The sequence below is a fragment of the Planococcus citreus genome, from assembly GCF_003664125.1.
Classification (GTDB): domain Bacteria; phylum Bacillota; class Bacilli; order Bacillales_A; family Planococcaceae; genus Planococcus; species Planococcus citreus.
This window is the reverse complement of the sequence record NZ_RCCP01000005.1, coordinates 103,025-119,376: the sequence shown is the minus strand read 5'-3', so window position 1 is coordinate 119,376 and position 16,352 is coordinate 103,025. Positions and strand designations below refer to the sequence as shown.

General features: G+C 47.8%; 18 protein-coding genes and 1 riboswitch. Of the genes, 1 reads left to right on the top strand and 17 read right to left on the bottom strand.

The genetic code is table 11. From position 1 onward, the window contains the following. Positions 1-14: 14 nt before the first annotated feature. The 9 genes from DFR62_RS14845 to DFR62_RS14805 form a co-directional block, all read right to left on the bottom strand. Positions 15-788 carry a TIGR01457 family HAD-type hydrolase gene (locus DFR62_RS14845; RefSeq protein WP_121301091.1) on the bottom strand — a complete coding sequence of 258 codons (774 nt, stop codon included), beginning with the start codon at positions 786-788 and terminating at the stop codon, positions 15-17. Continuing rightward, a complete protein-coding gene (locus DFR62_RS14840; RefSeq protein WP_101190010.1) occupies positions 775-1,233 on the bottom strand; it encodes a DUF86 domain-containing protein in 459 nt (152 codons plus the stop codon). The genes DFR62_RS14845 and DFR62_RS14840 overlap by 14 nt, the downstream gene beginning before the upstream one ends. An 83-nt stretch (positions 1,234-1,316) precedes the next feature. Then, a complete protein-coding gene (locus tag DFR62_RS14835) occupies positions 1,317-1,664 on the bottom strand; it encodes a YutD family protein (RefSeq protein ID WP_121301090.1) in 348 nt (115 codons plus the stop codon). A gap of 163 nt (positions 1,665-1,827) precedes the next feature. Beyond that, positions 1,828-1,950 (bottom strand): methionine/alanine import family NSS transporter small subunit, encoded by a 123-nt coding sequence (locus DFR62_RS14830; protein WP_121301089.1) that lies wholly within the window; start codon positions 1,948-1,950, stop codon positions 1,828-1,830. Between the two features lie 12 nt (positions 1,951-1,962). After that, the gene (locus tag DFR62_RS14825; protein ID WP_101190008.1) at positions 1,963-3,507 is read right to left on the bottom strand and encodes a sodium-dependent transporter; all 1,545 of its coding nucleotides are present in this window, start codon (positions 3,505-3,507) and stop codon (positions 1,963-1,965) included. Positions 3,508-3,706: 199 nt separating this feature from the next. Next, positions 3,707-5,281, bottom strand: a complete 1,575-nt coding sequence (locus tag DFR62_RS14820; RefSeq protein ID WP_121301088.1) for a Na+/H+ antiporter NhaC family protein — start codon at positions 5,279-5,281, stop codon at positions 3,707-3,709. A gap of 110 nt (positions 5,282-5,391) precedes the next feature. Then, positions 5,392-5,573: riboswitch (Lysine riboswitch) on the bottom strand. 71 nt (positions 5,574-5,644) lie between these two features. Further along, on the bottom strand, positions 5,645-6,988 hold the full coding sequence (locus tag DFR62_RS14815) for a bifunctional metallophosphatase/5'-nucleotidase (RefSeq protein WP_121301087.1): 1,344 nt from the start codon (positions 6,986-6,988) through the stop codon (positions 5,645-5,647). Between the two features lie 13 nt (positions 6,989-7,001). Next, the gene (locus DFR62_RS14810; RefSeq protein ID WP_121301086.1) at positions 7,002-7,832 is read right to left on the bottom strand and encodes a sulfite exporter TauE/SafE family protein; all 831 of its coding nucleotides are present in this window, start codon (positions 7,830-7,832) and stop codon (positions 7,002-7,004) included. Beyond that, a complete protein-coding gene (locus tag DFR62_RS14805; protein ID WP_121301085.1) occupies positions 7,832-8,692 on the bottom strand; it encodes a DUF72 domain-containing protein in 861 nt (286 codons plus the stop codon). Before DFR62_RS14805 ends, DFR62_RS14810 begins: the two co-directional genes overlap by 1 nt. 152 nt (positions 8,693-8,844) lie before the next feature. On the opposite strand from DFR62_RS14805, the gene DFR62_RS14800 reads away from it, so the two are divergent. Beyond that, the gene (locus tag DFR62_RS14800; RefSeq protein ID WP_121301084.1) at positions 8,845-9,522 is read left to right on the top strand and encodes a DNA alkylation repair protein; all 678 of its coding nucleotides are present in this window, start codon (positions 8,845-8,847) and stop codon (positions 9,520-9,522) included. A 57-nt stretch (positions 9,523-9,579) separates the two neighbouring features. On the opposite strand, the gene DFR62_RS14795 is transcribed toward DFR62_RS14800, so the two are convergent. The 8 genes from DFR62_RS14795 to DFR62_RS14765 all read right to left on the bottom strand — a co-directional run bounded on the left by DFR62_RS14795 (position 9,580) and on the right by DFR62_RS14765 (position 16,328). Continuing rightward, on the bottom strand, positions 9,580-9,765 hold the full coding sequence (locus DFR62_RS14795; RefSeq protein WP_121301083.1) for a hypothetical protein: 186 nt from the start codon (positions 9,763-9,765) through the stop codon (positions 9,580-9,582). 154 nt (positions 9,766-9,919) lie between these two features. Further along, positions 9,920-11,317 (bottom strand): Fe-S cluster assembly protein SufB, encoded by a 1,398-nt coding sequence (gene sufB, locus DFR62_RS14790; protein ID WP_101190002.1) that lies wholly within the window; start codon positions 11,315-11,317, stop codon positions 9,920-9,922. A gap of 20 nt (positions 11,318-11,337) precedes the next feature. Then, positions 11,338-11,778 carry a Fe-S cluster assembly sulfur transfer protein SufU gene (gene sufU / locus DFR62_RS14785; protein ID WP_121301082.1) on the bottom strand — a complete coding sequence of 147 codons (441 nt, stop codon included), beginning with the start codon at positions 11,776-11,778 and terminating at the stop codon, positions 11,338-11,340. Next, entirely contained in the window at positions 11,768-12,994 is a 1,227-nt protein-coding gene (locus DFR62_RS14780; protein WP_101805223.1) for a cysteine desulfurase, read from the bottom strand. The genes sufU and DFR62_RS14780 overlap by 11 nt, the downstream gene beginning before the upstream one ends. Further along, entirely contained in the window at positions 12,994-14,298 is a 1,305-nt protein-coding gene (gene sufD / locus DFR62_RS14775) for a Fe-S cluster assembly protein SufD (RefSeq protein ID WP_121301081.1), read from the bottom strand. The genes DFR62_RS14780 and sufD overlap by 1 nt, the downstream gene beginning before the upstream one ends. Before the next feature lie 18 nt (positions 14,299-14,316). Continuing rightward, on the bottom strand, positions 14,317-15,096 hold the full coding sequence (sufC, locus tag DFR62_RS14770) for a Fe-S cluster assembly ATPase SufC (protein WP_058381212.1): 780 nt from the start codon (positions 15,094-15,096) through the stop codon (positions 14,317-14,319). A gap of 346 nt (positions 15,097-15,442) precedes the next feature. After that, the gene (locus DFR62_RS17435; protein ID WP_167399234.1) at positions 15,443-15,598 is read right to left on the bottom strand and encodes a YuzK family famiily protein; all 156 of its coding nucleotides are present in this window, start codon (positions 15,596-15,598) and stop codon (positions 15,443-15,445) included. Positions 15,599-15,797: 199 nt separating this feature from the next. Then, the gene (locus DFR62_RS14765) at positions 15,798-16,328 is read right to left on the bottom strand and encodes a hypothetical protein (protein WP_241663041.1); all 531 of its coding nucleotides are present in this window, start codon (positions 16,326-16,328) and stop codon (positions 15,798-15,800) included. Positions 16,329-16,352 lie beyond the last annotated feature (24 nt).

Genomic DNA, 16,352 nt, shown 5'->3' with positions numbered 1-16,352 from the left:
TTGGACGGCTTTTTTTAATGCTTCCAAAAACTGAGATTTTCCAATAAATGTGTTGCAGGATGGTCTTTTTGCATCACGGTATCCATCGGTGTCACGCCGGTATTGACGTGCACCGTATCGATTCCAAAGCGGATCCCTGCCTGTATATCGGTATCGTAATTATCCCCGATCATCACCATGTCCTCTTTTTCGAATCCCCATTCGTGCTGTATGGCTTCGAGCATATGGATTTCCGGCTTGCCGATAAATACAGGATCGACATCTGTCGCTTTTGACACGACGGCTGTTATGGCCCCGTTGCCTGGTAGAAATCCTTCTTCCGAAGGGAATGCCAAGTCCTGGTTAGTCGACAAGAATACGGCCCCATTCTGCACCTCAAGGCAAGCGCGCGATAGTTTCTTGTAAGTAATCTGTGGGTCGAGCCCCATCAGGACGATGTCTGCCTGTTTCTCGACGCAGTCGATTCCTTCCGCATCAAGCGCTTCCTTCAAGCCATCCGAACCGATCAGGTAAACTGTGCGGCCCGGATACCAACGCTTGATGTATTTTGCCGCCGCGACCGCTGAAGACATGATGCGCGATTTATCGGCATTGACACCGACCCTTTTCAACTTTTCATGCAATTGCCCCTGTGTTTTGGACGCATTGTTCGTGACATAAAAAGCTTCGATGCCTTGTTGTTGCAAGCGGCTGACAAATTGCGCAGCTTCCTGAACCGGCGCTTCGCCTCTGTACACCGTACCATCCAAATCCAGGCAATACGCCTTGTAGCGCTTAATTTTTTCCATTGTCGTTCTCCGGAATGAACGCAGAGACCGGCCCAAGTTCATGTTCAAGATAATGGGCCACTTTAGGGCCGAATTGTTTCAAGCTGTCCAACTGCGCATCCATTACGCGCTTGATTTCTGTATGGTCGACCGCAATGAATTCACGCACAAGCATCTTGCGCAGGCCGACGAGTTCTTTCAAGGGCTGGTCCATTTCTTCGGTGATCACTTTTTCATCCACCAGTATATCGATGATATCTTCGTAACTACCCGGATCGCGCATAATAAAACCATCGATCATCGAATTCCCGACATCGATCACCGCTTCAATCGCCCCGAGTGCCAGGCGCTCCAAAGCCAATTGGTCTTTCAACGAATTCCACTGGCCGTTCTCTTCATATAAAGCGATAAGCGCATCCATATATGTGATGGCTTCCTTGATTTTTCCGCGGTCGATAAAATACATAATGAGTCCCTCCATTTTACTGTTGCTAGCTGTTTCGTTTCTTCTCTATCATATCATATGGGCATAAAAAAACCCCCAGCGGCTCAATCCGCTGTAGGGGGGTCAGGTTGTTCCTGTACTTCTGGTTCTGGTTGTTCCTGCACTTCTGGTTCCGGCGCTTTTCCGGCCTTTTTCAAGACGAAGTAAGAGCAGCCGAAATTGCAATATTCATATAAATAATCCTGCAGCGTGCTGATCTTCGTATCATAGCTTGCTTTGTTATTGCTATCTTCAAAAAAACCTTTAAGGCGAAGCTGCCCGTATCCCCAGTCGCCCAAGATGTAATCGTATTTGGCCAGAATATCACTGTACCTGTTCTGGATCGCTTCTTCCTGAAAGCCTTCGCGATGATCCTCGATCACCTCGTAATTCCACTTTTCAATTGTGATCAATATCCTCACCACCCATACCTAGTAATGACAAAAGCCTGGGCCCGCATCATCCTGCTTTACCTGCTTCAAATGTATCACACCAAGGCTTTGTGGACAAGCTGTGCTATCGTCGCATAAATAAACAAAAAACCTCCGGCGAGCGTTCTGCCAGAGGTTTTCCATTTTATCCTAAGTCTTTTGCTTTGTTTGCTTTGCTCGATCTTACAGCGTGGAAAATGCTTGCTGCAAGCCCTCCCCATAGGAGGACCATCCCAATAATCATGACTACAATTGCGCTAACTGACATGTCGATCCCTCCTTATTCTTTTTCTCGTGCCGGATGCTCGGAATGCTCATCGTAATAGCGATAGTTTTTATGCCATTTACCGAGCGAGAACAAAATGCCGAAGAGCAGAGCGCCCGCTGCGACGGCTACGCCGCCGAACAATGTGAACATATTCGAATAGCCTTCATAGTTCCCTGTTTCCGTTTCGAATTGCTGGAAAATATTTAGGCGCAGCAAGCCGAACATCATATAGCCAAGAACGATCGGAGTGATGACGCCCAAACTGAATTTCCACCAGCCACCAAGCCGGATATCGGAAATTGCATTGGCATGCTCTTGAAGGTCTCCTGTTTTGCGCAGAATCCATACTACCATGATAACTTCTACGAGGCCAAGAGCCGCTACACCGAATTGGTTGATGTAGTAATCAGCGATATCCAGGAAGAACAATCCGCCCTGCGTAGCAAAAAGGATTGAAATCAATGCTGCAAGACCACCGCCGAAGGCAACCGCTTTTCTGCGTGAAATCCCAAACTTCTCAGTAAAACCTGCGACATATGTTTCTGTGATCGACATAAGAGATGTCAATCCAGCAAGTGTTAGTGATAGGAAGAACAAGAAACCGAACAGCCCGTTCATGCCCGGGAATTCATTGATGATTGCCGGGAACACCACAAACGCGAGCCCTACGCCAGCCGATGCAACATCCGCCACAGCTACACCAGATTGGGTCGCCATGAAACCGAGTACCGCAAACACCCCGATACCTGCCAGCAACTCAAAACTTGAGTTTGCAAAAGCGGTAATGAAAGCATTGTTAGTGATATCCGATTTTTTCGGAAGATAGCTGGAATAAGTAATCATGATTGCAAAAGCAATCGATAGACTGAAGAAAATATGCCCATAGGCCGCAACCCACACGGTTGGATCCATTATGGCGTCGAAATTCGGGCTGAAGAATGCATCCAGTCCGAGCATTGCCCCATCAAGCGTAACCGCACGGATAACGATGATGGTAAAGATGATGACCAAAGTCGGAATGAAAATCCGGTTCGCCATCTCGATTCCTTTTTTAACGCCTGCAAGCAAGATACCCAGCGTAATGACCCAAACAAGAACTAACGGAATGAAGATTCCCCAGACGATTCCCCCCGTCTCGCCTGGTGACACCGTTAGTTGGAGAAAATCATTGAATAAGAAAGCTTCTGTATCCTCTCCCCATGCCTGATTGAATGAAAACAAGGTATAACGCATTGCCCAAGCAATGATGACTGCGTAATACACCGATATGACGAACGAAACGAATATTGCCCACCAACCGAGCCATTCAGATTTTTTCCCGCTCATTCTAAAGAATGACAATGGCGCTGATCCGCGATAACGATGGCCTATAGTGAATTCCAGAATCAAAATTGGAATCCCGGCAGTTAAAAGTGCGAACAAATAAGGAATTAAGAAAGCTCCACCACCATTTTCATATGCTACATACGGGAATCGCCAAATATTCCCTAAACCTACTGCTGAACCGACCGCCGCCATGATAAAACCGGCTCTCGTTCCCCATGTAGAACGTTCCATTTCTCTTCCCCCTTTGTTGTGAACTCCCAATTTTTTAACAGAAAAATAGGAAGTTTGTTTATATTCAGATTATTTTGGAATCTAAATTTAGTATAACTAGGACCCTGTTCAAAGTAAAGATAATTTCTGAAAATTTTTCAAAAAAACTATTATTGCAATAATAAAAAGGCGGAGATAGAATATCTCCGCCTTCCAGATCTTAGTTCTGTTCATGTTTTTCCATTAAGGTTGTACGCTTAGACCAGAAAACGAATAGTATTGCCAAGACAATTGCTACCGCTCCAAGAGCCAAAGGCAAGGAGCCGGTAAAGCCTATGACGATATACCCTACTGCTGCGATTGCTGCAGAGGTCAATGCATAAGGAAGTTGCGTGACAACGTGGTCCATATGGTTGCTTCCTGCGCCTGTCGACGACAGAATTGTCGTGTCCGAGATCGGTGAACAATGGTCTCCGAACACTGCCCCGGCTAATACAGCCGATAAGGAAGCGAGCAATAGTTCAGGTTCTGCTTGGATCATGATCGTGCCGGCAATCGGCAGCAGGATCCCGAAAGAGCCCCAGGAAGTACCAGTCGAAAATGCCATGACGCCAGCTAACAAGAACAATAGGACAGGCAGGATGCTTGTCGGCACATTGCCGCGAGCGACAGCATCAGCAAGGTAACTCCCTGTTTCCAAAGCGCCGATCAAATAGGTCAGCGACCAGGCGAAGATCAAGATGAAGACAGCTCCCGCCATTGATTGAATCCCTGCCCAGATGCCTCTAGCGATCCAATGCGCTTCCGCTGCTTCGTTGCGCTTGATCTGCATTGCGTACAGGATGATCGCTGCAAGTGCGCCGACGATTCCACCTGTGATCAAGGACAAAGGAACATCAGTGTTTTCAAAAATAAGCCAAATGTCAAATACTCTATCGGCATTTACATATCCTGTCCACATCATCGCTGTGACTGTTCCGACGATCAATAACAGGATCGGCAATAACAAATCGCGGACGCGTCCGTGCGAGTGGCTCGGGAAATCTTCTTTCATTTCCCCAGGAATCACTTTATCCGGATTGAACAACTGGCCTTCTGTAATCGCCAGGCGTTCATGTTTTTTCATTTCCCCGAAATCCACATCACGGATTGCGACGAAGAACACGATGGCAAGTGCCGCGATGACGTAGAAGTTCATCGGTGCCATCCACAGGAAAGCTTCCAGCGCCGAATAATCAAGGAAGGTCTGCCCAGCCAAGATCGTTCCAATGATGCCGATGATCGCAGCTCCCCAGCTGGATACGGGAGACACTACACAAATCGGTGCAGCAGTGGAATCGATGAAATAAGCTAGTTTTGCACGCGATACTTTATAACGGTCCGTAATCGGTCGTGCAACTTGCCCGACGGCCAAGGCATTGAAATAATCGTCGATGAAAATCAAGATGCCAAGAAACACCGTAACCAATTTCGCCCCGCGGCGTGTTTTGACGCGCGCAGATGCCCAATCGGCAAACGCATGGCTGCCTCCAGACAGGCTGACGAATGCTGTAATGACCCCTAGCAGCAATAAGAACAAAATGATGAAGACATTGTAAGCGTTGAAGCCTTCATCCCAAAAGATTACCGCAAATGAAGTGAATAATTCGTTCAAGGCTTCGAGCGGCGCAAACGATGTCAGGATCAACGCAGCCGCTACGATGCCGACGCCGAGCGACAGCAATACACGACGCGTCAACAGCACCATCGCAATCGCGATAATCGGCGGCAGAATCGAAAAGATTGTATTTTCCATAATTAGATTTCCTCCTATTCATTTTGATGGTAAGGCTTAGACCAAAAAAGCCGGCTTATCCAATGGATAAACCGGCTTCCTACAATTCGTCTGTGTGCACAAGCATCAAACAACCCTGTAGCTCTCCATCTGCAACTCACTGCAAATGACAGTGGCATTCCTGTTCGAAATGCCCCCAATCGCCGCCCCCTGACCCGGAAACGGTGATTTCGGCAAGCTTCCCTTTCGAATGTGGTCTACGCGGTCAAACTCGCACATTCTACTGATGAAGGTTGCAGCCTCTACCCATCGATATCTAATTCATAAAAAGCATAGCCCAAAAAGCACACGAAATCAACTAACAGTCCATTTTGAATGTTCCTTCTATTTGACGGTTTTCATTCGGAAATAATCACCAAAGACATCACGCAGGAACTCGGGCATGAAATAACTCTTCGGTGCACGCTTCAAGGCAGGGAAAAAATAGCCGAATGTGAACAGGTCGAGCGTCGCAAGCCGGTAGATGCGGTCCGGATCGGCTGGCTTGCCCCCCACCATCAATTGGTGATTGTGCATGTCCATCCCGCTATGGATCATCCGTCCGAATACCGCGCCACGAAAGCCCATGCCTTTGAGCTCAAGTTGTGGCCAGTCTTCGTTCAAGGATTGGAGATAAATTTCCTTTAGTTCCGCGCCGCTGAGATCGATGACGCATGGATTGATCGGATGCGGAAGCATACGGTGGAAATCGTAGCGCGTCATCTCCCCTTGCGGCATATCCTCCATAAAAATGCCGGCATTGAACAATCCGCAATCCGCCGAAGCAAACGACACCAAGGCATCGCCAAACAGCTCTGCCATGGGTGACGGCTTGAACCATTCCGCTTTCAAATGATGGTCATTGTAGAAAACCGTCTCTGCCATTTGCTGCTTGCCGACACCGACCAAGTAGTCATTGAACCCTTTATCGGCTTCTGGCAACTGGTCGGTCTCGATCACTTCCGCTGTCATCTTGCGTGTCGCGATATCAATTTCAATATGGCCGATATAATAGCCGAACTTGCCGGCAGCACCAAGCAAGGTCCCGCCGATTTCTTTTCCTTGGTGGAATAAATGATGGGTATGCGCCCCCAAGATAATATCGAGTTCGGGGCATTCTGCTGCTAACAGTTCATCTTCCCTGATGCCAAGATGAGACATGCAAATGAGAAAATCGACTGACCCGCGGATTTCTGCGGCTTCACGTTTGATCGCTTCTCTGCCGCTCGTTACTTGCCAGCCGAGACGACGGTAAAACGGTGTGAACTCTGCCGTTGCAGCAACAAGCCCAATTTTCACTCCGTCATTCGTCACGATAATCTGATTTGCGCTTGCCCATTCCGGCTGCTTGCCGTCTAAGTCCAATAAATTAGCGACAACGACAGAAAAATCAGCCTGCACGTACAATTCGTCCAATTCCGCTTTGGACAGCGTAATGCCCTCGTTATTGCCGATGGTCACTGCATCATAACCGGCTTCATTGAGCAACTGGACATTGCCTTTGCCAGCCGTGCCTTCTGTAAAAGGATGTGAGCGGTCAGCGTGGTCCCCGATATCGAGCACCAAGCACACATCGCCCGCTTCTTCATGCCAGCGCCTGCGCTCCGTCAGCAAGGATTGGATACGGGGCCAGTGCGCAAAATGGCTATGCAGGTCGTTCGTATGATAAATATGGATGATTTCACTCATGTCAAACACCTCATTATGAACTGAAAATTCCTTCGTAAATCGAGCGGAGCCCGAGTAATAATAATGCGAGCCGCAGCACGACAACCAGAGTCTCGGATTTGATGCTGCGGTTCAGCCTAGCCCCGATCTTCGCTCCAATATATGCTGAAGGGATGATGGCCAAGGTATAGATCCACGGGACATTGCCGAGTGAAATATGCGTGATGGAATTGACGATGGCTGACAGAAAGACCATCAGCATCGACGTTCCAACGGCTACGTGAGGCGGAAATAAAAATAGCAGGATCATGGCCGGAACGAGGATCGAACCGCCGCCGATGCCGAATAGCCCGGATGCAAAGCCGATGAAGAAAGTCAATGCGAGCGCGAACCATATCGGATAGCCGTAGACGTATTCTTGATCGGTTTTGCGGTCATAGAAACTTTGCTTTTTGCCGTGATCGACGAACCAGCTAACCGCCTTTAAGCGATTCCGGAGCAACAGCAGCAACGATAAGAACACCAATAGCAGGCCAAAATATAATTGAAAGGACGGTACATCAAGACTGCGGTTGACGAATGCGCCTAAAATGGTTCCAGGCGCACTGCCGAGAAAGAAAATGAAACCACTCCGGTAATCGACAGTACCAACTTTCATATAGGCAATCGTCGAAGACAAGCCGGTGAAAATCATCATGACGACCGAGAGACCGACAATCTGTTGAGGCGATAAGTCTGGAAATAAACTGACCGAGGAGCTGAGGAACAACAGCACCGGCACCAAGATGACGCCACCGCCAAGCCCGATGAGCGCTCCGACGATTCCTGAAGCAAGCCCGGTCAATAGAAGGATCAGGAATACCATCAGAACCCGCCTTCGAACAGGTCAAGTTGTTTCGGGGATAATCCTTCAAAATGCAAACCGTTCAATTCCTGGAACTGTTTCGCATCGCCCGCTGCATGCCCGCCTGAATTATTGTTGAAAATCACATATACCTGCTCTGCCTGTCGTTCAAGACGCTTCACGGCTCGGCTGATTTCTTCTAGTTCCTCACGGTTATAATCGTATAGATAGCGCACTTCCCGCCATTTTTCAGCATTGCCGGGATTCAGCCAACCGTGGACATTGCGCCCGTGCAGACGCAGCAGCACCTTGTCTTTGCGGCTGGATTCCGGAACGAGCGGGATCGAACCATCCCCCGCTTGCGGTTCATCACAGACCGAATGGATCAACCCGTGCTCGCGGAGGAATTCCAGCGTTTTTTCTTTCATGCTGTCTGCATACCAGGACTGATGGCGGAATTCGATCGCCAAGTCGAATTCCTGCAACTCCGCGATGATCTCCCGGATTTCATCGACATGATCTTTTTGGCAGTCGAACCACGGCGGAAACTGCAACAGCACCATCGCCAGCTTTCCCGCTTCTTTCAGTGGCCGGACAGATAACCTGTAAGCTTCGAACATTTCCTCGCGGGTCTCGAATGGATTTTCCCCGCGCTGGTGCCCCGTCATGCCCTGATATGCTTTTACGACGAATTGGAAATTGTCCGGCGTCTCGCGGATCCATTTGCTGATATTGCGCTCAGGCTGGACTGCATAAAATGAAGAATCCAGTTCCACAATCGGAAAATGCGCGCTGTAATCGACCAATTTATCTTTTTGTTTCGACCCGGGGCTATACACATCTGGATGATCTCCCCAGCCCGTCAATCCAACATAAATCATCGCCCTGCCTCCATTTTCGTTATTATTTTATGATAGCATAGAACAAAACAGGCGTCCTTTTTGAGATTCGCGAAAGCAATGCCAGGCGAAGCCCCCTATTCCCCGCATGGTTACAATCGCATATCAAGCCATTCTTCAGGAGGTTTTTGGAAATGAAAAAACCATGGGACACAGATGCCCTCATCTCACGCTTTGAAGACAATCGCAACCCCGAGCTTGCCGCTCCGATGGCCGCTTATATGAAGCACAACTTCCCATTTTTAGGAATCCAGAAACCTCTGCGTACTGTGTTAATGAAAGAGCAGCTATCCACATATCTCCTCCCTGAAAAAGCACAATTGAAGTCCATTGTCCAAGCACTGTACGCACTGCCGGAACGCGAATTTCATTACGCGGCCATCGAATTGCTGGAACAAGCAAAAAAGGAACTGACTCCAGACGACTTGCCGTTTTTGCGCCTGCTGGTCGAATCCAATTCCTGGTGGGACACTGTCGATGCCATTGCCCTCAAACTCGTCGGTCATATTGTGTTGCTTGACCGAACAACCACTGCCCCGCTCCTTGTTGAGTGGGCACATGCAGAAAACTTATGGACCCAGCGCGCTGCCATTTTGCACCAACTGAAATTCAAGCAACAGACCGACACGGAAATGCTCGGCTCCATCATCTCTCTACATGCCGAATCCCGCGAATTCTTCATCCAAAAATCCATCGGCTGGGCTTTGAGGGAATACGCAAAAACCGATCCCATGTGGGTCTTGGACTTCGTCTCTGCCCATACGCTTCAGCCACTGAGCAAGCGGGAAGCTCTAAAACACATAAAAAAATAAGCTTTGGCATCCATGAAGAGACGCCAAAGCTTATTTTTTTAATTGGGCTGCAGGCTCTTAGAACAACCCGCCGAGCCCGCCGCCGCCGATTTTGGATTTAGCGAGATCCATCAATTCGTTCTTTTCGTTTTCATCGATTTTGCCATCGTCGTATGCTTGCTTGACTTGAGTGATAATTTCTTTCGCTTCTCCCATGTCAGCGTTGCTGATTTTCTCTTTTAACGCATCAAAAGTTTGGCTCATTAGAAAAATCCCTCCTCAATTTTTTGCTTCATCCTTTGTATACCCTTAGGAAAAACAGTAAAACGAAATTTATACAAATGAGGAAATCCACTCCTCCTAAACGGCATAAAAAATCCCCGGCATTTTCCATGCCGGGGATTGATTAATTGATTGATTAACCGATTGAACCTTCCATCTCGAACTTGATGAGACGGTTCATTTCGACTGCATACTCCATCGGCAATTCTTTAGTGAATGGCTCGATGAAGCCCATGACGATCATTTCTGTCGCTTCCTGTTCAGAAACGCCACGGCTCATCAGATAGAACAATTGCTCTTCAGAGACTTTCGATACTTTCGCTTCGTGTTCAAGCGAAACGTTATCGTTCATGATCTCGTTGTAAGGAATTGTATCGGATGTCGATTGGTTGTCCATAATCAACGTATCGCATTCGATGTTCGAACGTGCGCCGTCCGCTTTGCGGCCGAAGTGCACGATTCCGCGGTAAGAAACTTTCCCGCCTTGTTTCGAAATCGATTTGGAAACGATCGATGAAGATGTATTCGGCGCCAAGTGGATCATTTTCGCGCCTGCATCCTGGTGCTGGCCTTTGCCGGCGATTGCAATCGACAATGTCATGCCGCGTGCGCCTTCGCCTTTAAGGAAGACTGCAGGGTATTTCATCGTCAATTTCGAACCGATGTTGCCATCGATCCATTCCATCGTGCCGTTTGCATCTACGAAAGCACGTTTCGTTACCAGGTTGTATACGTTATTCGCCCAGTTTTGGATTGTTGTATAGCGGCAATAAGCATCTTTTTTCACGATGATTTCAACAACTGCAGAGTGCAGTGAGTTCGTCGTGTAGACAGGAGCTGTACAGCCTTCTACGTAATGGACGCTTGCGCCTTCGTCAACGATGATCATCGTACGTTCGAATTGGCCCATGTTTTCCGAGTTGATGCGGAAATAGGCTTGTAGTGGCGATTCCACTTTGATGCCTGGCGGTACATAGATGAATGAACCACCCGACCAAACAGCCGTGTTCAAAGCAGAGAATTTATTGTCTGCTGCTGGAATGACTGTCTGGAAGTTTTCTCTGAAGAGGTCTTCATTTTCACGAAGTGCTGCATCAGTATCTTTAAAGATGATGCCCATCTCTTCCAAATCTTCTTTCATGTTGTGGTAAACAACTTCGGATTCGTACTGTGCAGAGACACCTGCAAGGTACTTCTGTTCAGCTTCAGGAATGCCCAGTTTATCAAACGTACGCTTGATTTCTTCAGGAACTTCATCCCATGAAGTCTGGCTCGCTTCAGAAGGTTTGACATAATATGTGATTTCATCAAAATCCAGCGAGTTCAAATCTCCGCCCCATTGCGGCATTGGCATAGAATAGAATAGTTTCAACGCTTTCAAGCGTGATTCGAGCATCCATTCCGGTTCTTCTTTAATCTTCGAAATTTCTCTGACAATGTCTTCCGTCAGACCGCGTTTTGATCTGAAGATGGAGACGTCCTTGTCATGGAACCCATATTTATAATCTCCGATTTCCGGCATTTTTTTCGCCATCGTCGTTCCTCCGTTCTCTGTTACGATTTTTCTTCGTCGTGCACACCTTTTTCCATGGCTTTCCACGCTAAGGTCGCGCATTTGATACGCGCCGGGAATTTAGATACACCTTGCAATGCTTCAATATCCCCAAGGTCCACTGAATCGTCGTACTCTTTTCCAAGCATCATGTCCGAAAAGATTCCGGACAGCTTCAATGCTGTATCTACATCTTTGCCTTTGACGGCTTGCGTCATCATGGAAGCAGATGCCATGGAAATCGAGCAGCCTTCCCCGTCGAATTTGGCGTCTTTGACGATGCCATCTTCCACTTGCAGCGTTAGTTGGATCCTGTCGCCGCAAGTCGGGTTGTTCATTTCGATATTGACACTGTCCTGTTCAAGCGCGCCCTTGTTGCGAGGCGTCTTGTAATGGTCCATGATTACTTGTCGATATAATTGATCTAAATTATTAAAAGACATCGCTAAAATACTCCTTTGCAGAACGCAAACCTTCCACTAGGCGATCGATATCCGATTCGTCATTATAAAGATAGAAGCTTGCGCGTGCTGTCGCTGTCACGTCAAGCCATTTCATCAATGGCTGTGCGCAGTGATGACCTGCGCGGACAGCGATGCCGCTCATATCGAGCACAGTCGCTACATCGTGGGGATGGACTTCTTTCAAATTGAAAGTGACGATCCCTGCACGTTTCGCCGGGTCTTTCGGGCCGTAAATCTCAAGCCCTTCAATAGCCGACATCTTGTCCATCGCGATGGCTGCCATATGGTGTTCATGTTTTTCGATTTCATCCAATCCGATTTCCTGCAGGAAGTCGATGGCCGCAGCCAGTCCGACTGCCCCGGCAATGATCGGCGTGCCGCCTTCGAATTTCCAAGGCAACTCTTTCCAGGTCGAATCGTATAATCCGACAAAATCGATCATCTCCCCGCCGAACTCGACAGGTTCCATGGCTTCGAGCAAATGCTTTTTGCCATACAAGACACCGATGCCGGTCGGGCCGACCATTTTGTGGCCGGAAAATGCGAAGAAGTCGCAATCCAAGTCCTGGACATCGATTTTCAAGTGAGGCGCAGCTTGTGCACCGTCCACCATCATGACAGCGCCATGTTCGTGGGCGATTTTTGCTACTTCCTTCACCGGATTCATCGTGCCAAGCACATTGGATACATAAACCATCGACACAATTTTTGTCCGGTCGGTAATGGCTGCACGGACATTTTCAAGCGAGATGGTACCGTCTTCTTCAAGCTCGATGTATTTCAAGACAGCGCCGCGTTCTTTTGCCAGCTGCTGCCAAGGAATGATGTTCGAGTGATGCTCCATATACGTGATGACGATTTCGTCGCCTTCTTCCACATTGGCACGGCCATAGCTTTGTGCGACTAAGTTAATCGCAGTCGTCGTGCCGCGGAGAAAGACGATTTCCTGCGTCGATCTGGCATTGATGAATTGCTGCACTTTCTCGCGGGCGCCTTCATATTTCTCTGTTGCCCGGTTGCCGAGCGTGTGGACGCCGCGGTGGACATTGGAATTATCAGACTCGTAATATTCTTTCAGCGCTTCGATGACTGGCGTCGGCTTCTGGGAAGTCGCCGCGCTGTCCAAATAGACGAGCGGATGTCCATTGATTTCCTGGTTGAGTATCGGGAAATAGCTCTTGATCTCTGGATTCATTAGCGGACTTTCCTTTCGATAACCTCCGTCAATTGCTTTTTAACGCCTTCGATTGGCAACACGTTTACAACCGGTGCCAGGAAGCCGTGAATAACAAGACGTTCAGCTTCTTGTTTTGTAATGCCTCGGCTCATCAAATAATACAATTGAAGCGGATCGACGCGTCCCACTGATGCCGCATGTCCTGCCGTTACATCATCTTCGTCGATCAAGAGAATCGGGTTCGCATCGCCGCGTGCTTTCGGGCTTAACATCAGGACACGTGATTCCTGTTCTGCGTTAGCTTTCGTTGCGCCGTGTTCAATTTTGCCGATGCCGTTGAAGATCGCAGAAGCGGAGTCTTTCATGACGCCGTGCTTCAAGATCTGGCCGTCGGAGTTTTTGCCCCAATGGATGACTTGCGTCGTGAAATTCTGCTTTTGCGTACCTCTTCCGACCACGACTGTTTTCGTATCGCCGACTGAATTATCGCCAATCAGGAACGTCGTGTTATCGGAAATGGTGTCGCTGTCGTTCATCATGCCGAGCGCCCATTCGATGCGTGCATCGCGCTGCGCTACTCCGCGGCGGTTCACGTAAGTCGTGAATCCTTCAGCGAGTACATCCACTGCGCCGTAAGTGACAGACGCATTGTCTTCTGCAAATACTTCTGAAACGATATTCGCTTGGCCTTTTGCTTTCGGCACGGTGGAAATATAGTTTTCGACGTAAGTTACTTCACTGCCTTTATCTGCGACAATCAATGCGTGATTGAACAGAGAAGCTTCCTCATTGTCATGTACGAAGATCGCTTGCACCGGATTCTTTATGGCAAGATTCTTCGGTACATACAGGAACATCCCGCCATTTAGAAGCGCTGCATGAAGAGCCGTCAATTTATGTTCTTCAGCTTTGACTGCTTCTGTCATGAAATACTTAGCAACCAAATCACCGTGCTCACGGATCGCTGTTTGGATATCTGTCAAAATGACACCTTGTTGCTGAAGGTTCTTATCCAATGAAATATAAGCCGGTGTATTATTGTGCTGAATGTATAGATTTTTTTGATCTGTATCAACGATAGACTTTACCTGCTCCGGCAACTCATCCAATGACGAATAAGTAGAGCTTTCCACTGTATGGACCGGGAAGTCCGTAAAGTTCCAGTTGATGATTTTCGTTTTATCGGGTTTTGGGAGCGGCAACGCTTCGGCAGCAGCCAAAGCCTGTACGCGCAAGTTCGTAAATTCTTCTGGTTCTGAGTGCGAAGCCGAGAAGGAGCGTACATCCTGCTCGGTCATCGTTAGTTTTGTTTCAACCGTCACGTTAGTCTCTCCTTCCAATTATGCTTCTTGTCCGACAGTCTCGTCTTCGATGCCGAGTTCTGCCTTGATCCAGTCATAGCCTTCCGCTTCCAATTTATGCGCAAGTTCAGGTCCGCCGGATTTCACGACGCGGCCTTGCATCATGACATGGACGTGATCTGGCGTGATGTAGTTCAACAGGCGCTGATAGTGAGTGATGATCAAGCAGCCGAAGTTCTCGCCCTTCATTTGGTTGATGCCGTCAGAAACGACTTTCAATGCATCGATATCAAGACCAGAGTCAATTTCATCAAGTACAGCGAATGTCGGTTTGATCATCATCATTTGGAGGATTTCGTTGCGTTTCTTCTCGCCGCCAGAGAATCCTTCGTTCAAGTAGCGCTGTGCCATGTCTTGGTCCATTGCAAGAGTTTCCATTTTGCTGTCAAGTTCACGGATGAATTTCATCAATGAAACTTCGTTGCCTTCTTCGCGGCGTGCGTTCATCGCAGAGCGCATGAAGTCAGCATTTGTGACGCCGGAGATTTCGCTCGGGTACTGCATAGCTAGGAAGAGTCCTGCGCGTGCGCGCTCGTCGACTTCCATCGCCAATACGTCTTCTCCGTCCAATTCGATCGTGCCTTGTGTTACTTCATATTTAGGATGCCCCATGATTGCTGACGCCAAGGTAGATTTCCCTGTACCGTTCGGCCCCATGATGGCATGGATTTCGCTCGTGTTAATTGTGATGTTTACACCTTTTAAAATCTGTTTTCCTTCGATTTCAACGTGTAGATCTTTAATGACCAAAGTTGACATGTAAATACCTCCATAATGTTATTGAAGAATGCCTCGCACTCTTAATTAGTATCATTCTAATCTTAACTTATATCGACTTCAGTAGCAAATGTTAAAATCGGCCGCAAGTCTTAGCCAAAAACCATTTTGAAATCCGTATTTCCTAATGTCTACAAGCAAATTCCAGCTGGCCTCGCGGATTTCCTGCATTTTCAATAAAGTTAGGCTAAATGAGAATTCATTTCAATAAACTTTGTATTAGGCGCTAGATTCTGCATGCTTGGGCATAGAAAAACCGGACAGAGAAATCACTCTGTCCGGCAGCTTCATTTGAATGTTTGAATGTATGTGGATCGTGTATCTATTGCTATTCGCGGTGCGCTTGGCGCTCGATCTGTGCCGCAACCGACTGGCCTTGGCGATAATCCTGCTCCCGGCGCTGTTCAACTTCAAGGATTTTTTGCGGGTCATTTTGGTATTCGTTCAGTCCGTACCCGTGTACGTCTCTGAATGCCTGTTCCATTTTTTCCGTCTTTTCAATACCTTGAGAATCGATAATAAACCATCCCTTTCGAGTTTTCGTATTTTACTTTTATAAGTATACCCGACTCGACAAAGATTAAACAAGTTAAATAATCTAATTTATCAGAAAATAGACCTATCGTCATAGTTATTGGGAATATATAGAAAAAACTGCCCGTTATGCGGACAGTTTCCATAAATTATTGGCTCACTTCGTTATAAAGGTTTGATGAAATCAAGCCATTTTCTTCTAACACTTGGTTGAAAACAGCGTCAGCTTCGGCAAATTTGTCGGCAGCCGCTTGGAAGTCTGGTGCATCTGTTCCCAGTTCTTCGATTTTCATCTCGTAAGATGCAGCGATTGAAGCCAACGCCCCATCGATTTCTTCTTGATGATCGCTTAGCGATTCTGGCACTTCGATTGATTCCACCGCTTGCATCGCTTGTTCAGCAGAAGTTGCAGCCGCTTCTTTCATGTCGGTAAGTTCTGCACCAGCTGGGAGTGCATCTTCAGCTTGGGCGATTTCGAAGTCGTTCAGTTGTGCATCTTCTTTATTTATTTCCTTTGAAACAGTCAAATAGAATTGCATCAATTGGCTTTTGATGCTTTCTTTTCCGGATTCCATCGTGGCAGACCCAGAAGCCGTTTCAGCTGTGTCAGTGGATTGTTCGGTTCCGCATGCCGCAAGCAACAAGGCAGCAGATAGGCCGAGGATTGTCATCTTTTTCATGTTCGTGCCTCCTGAATTTCATAT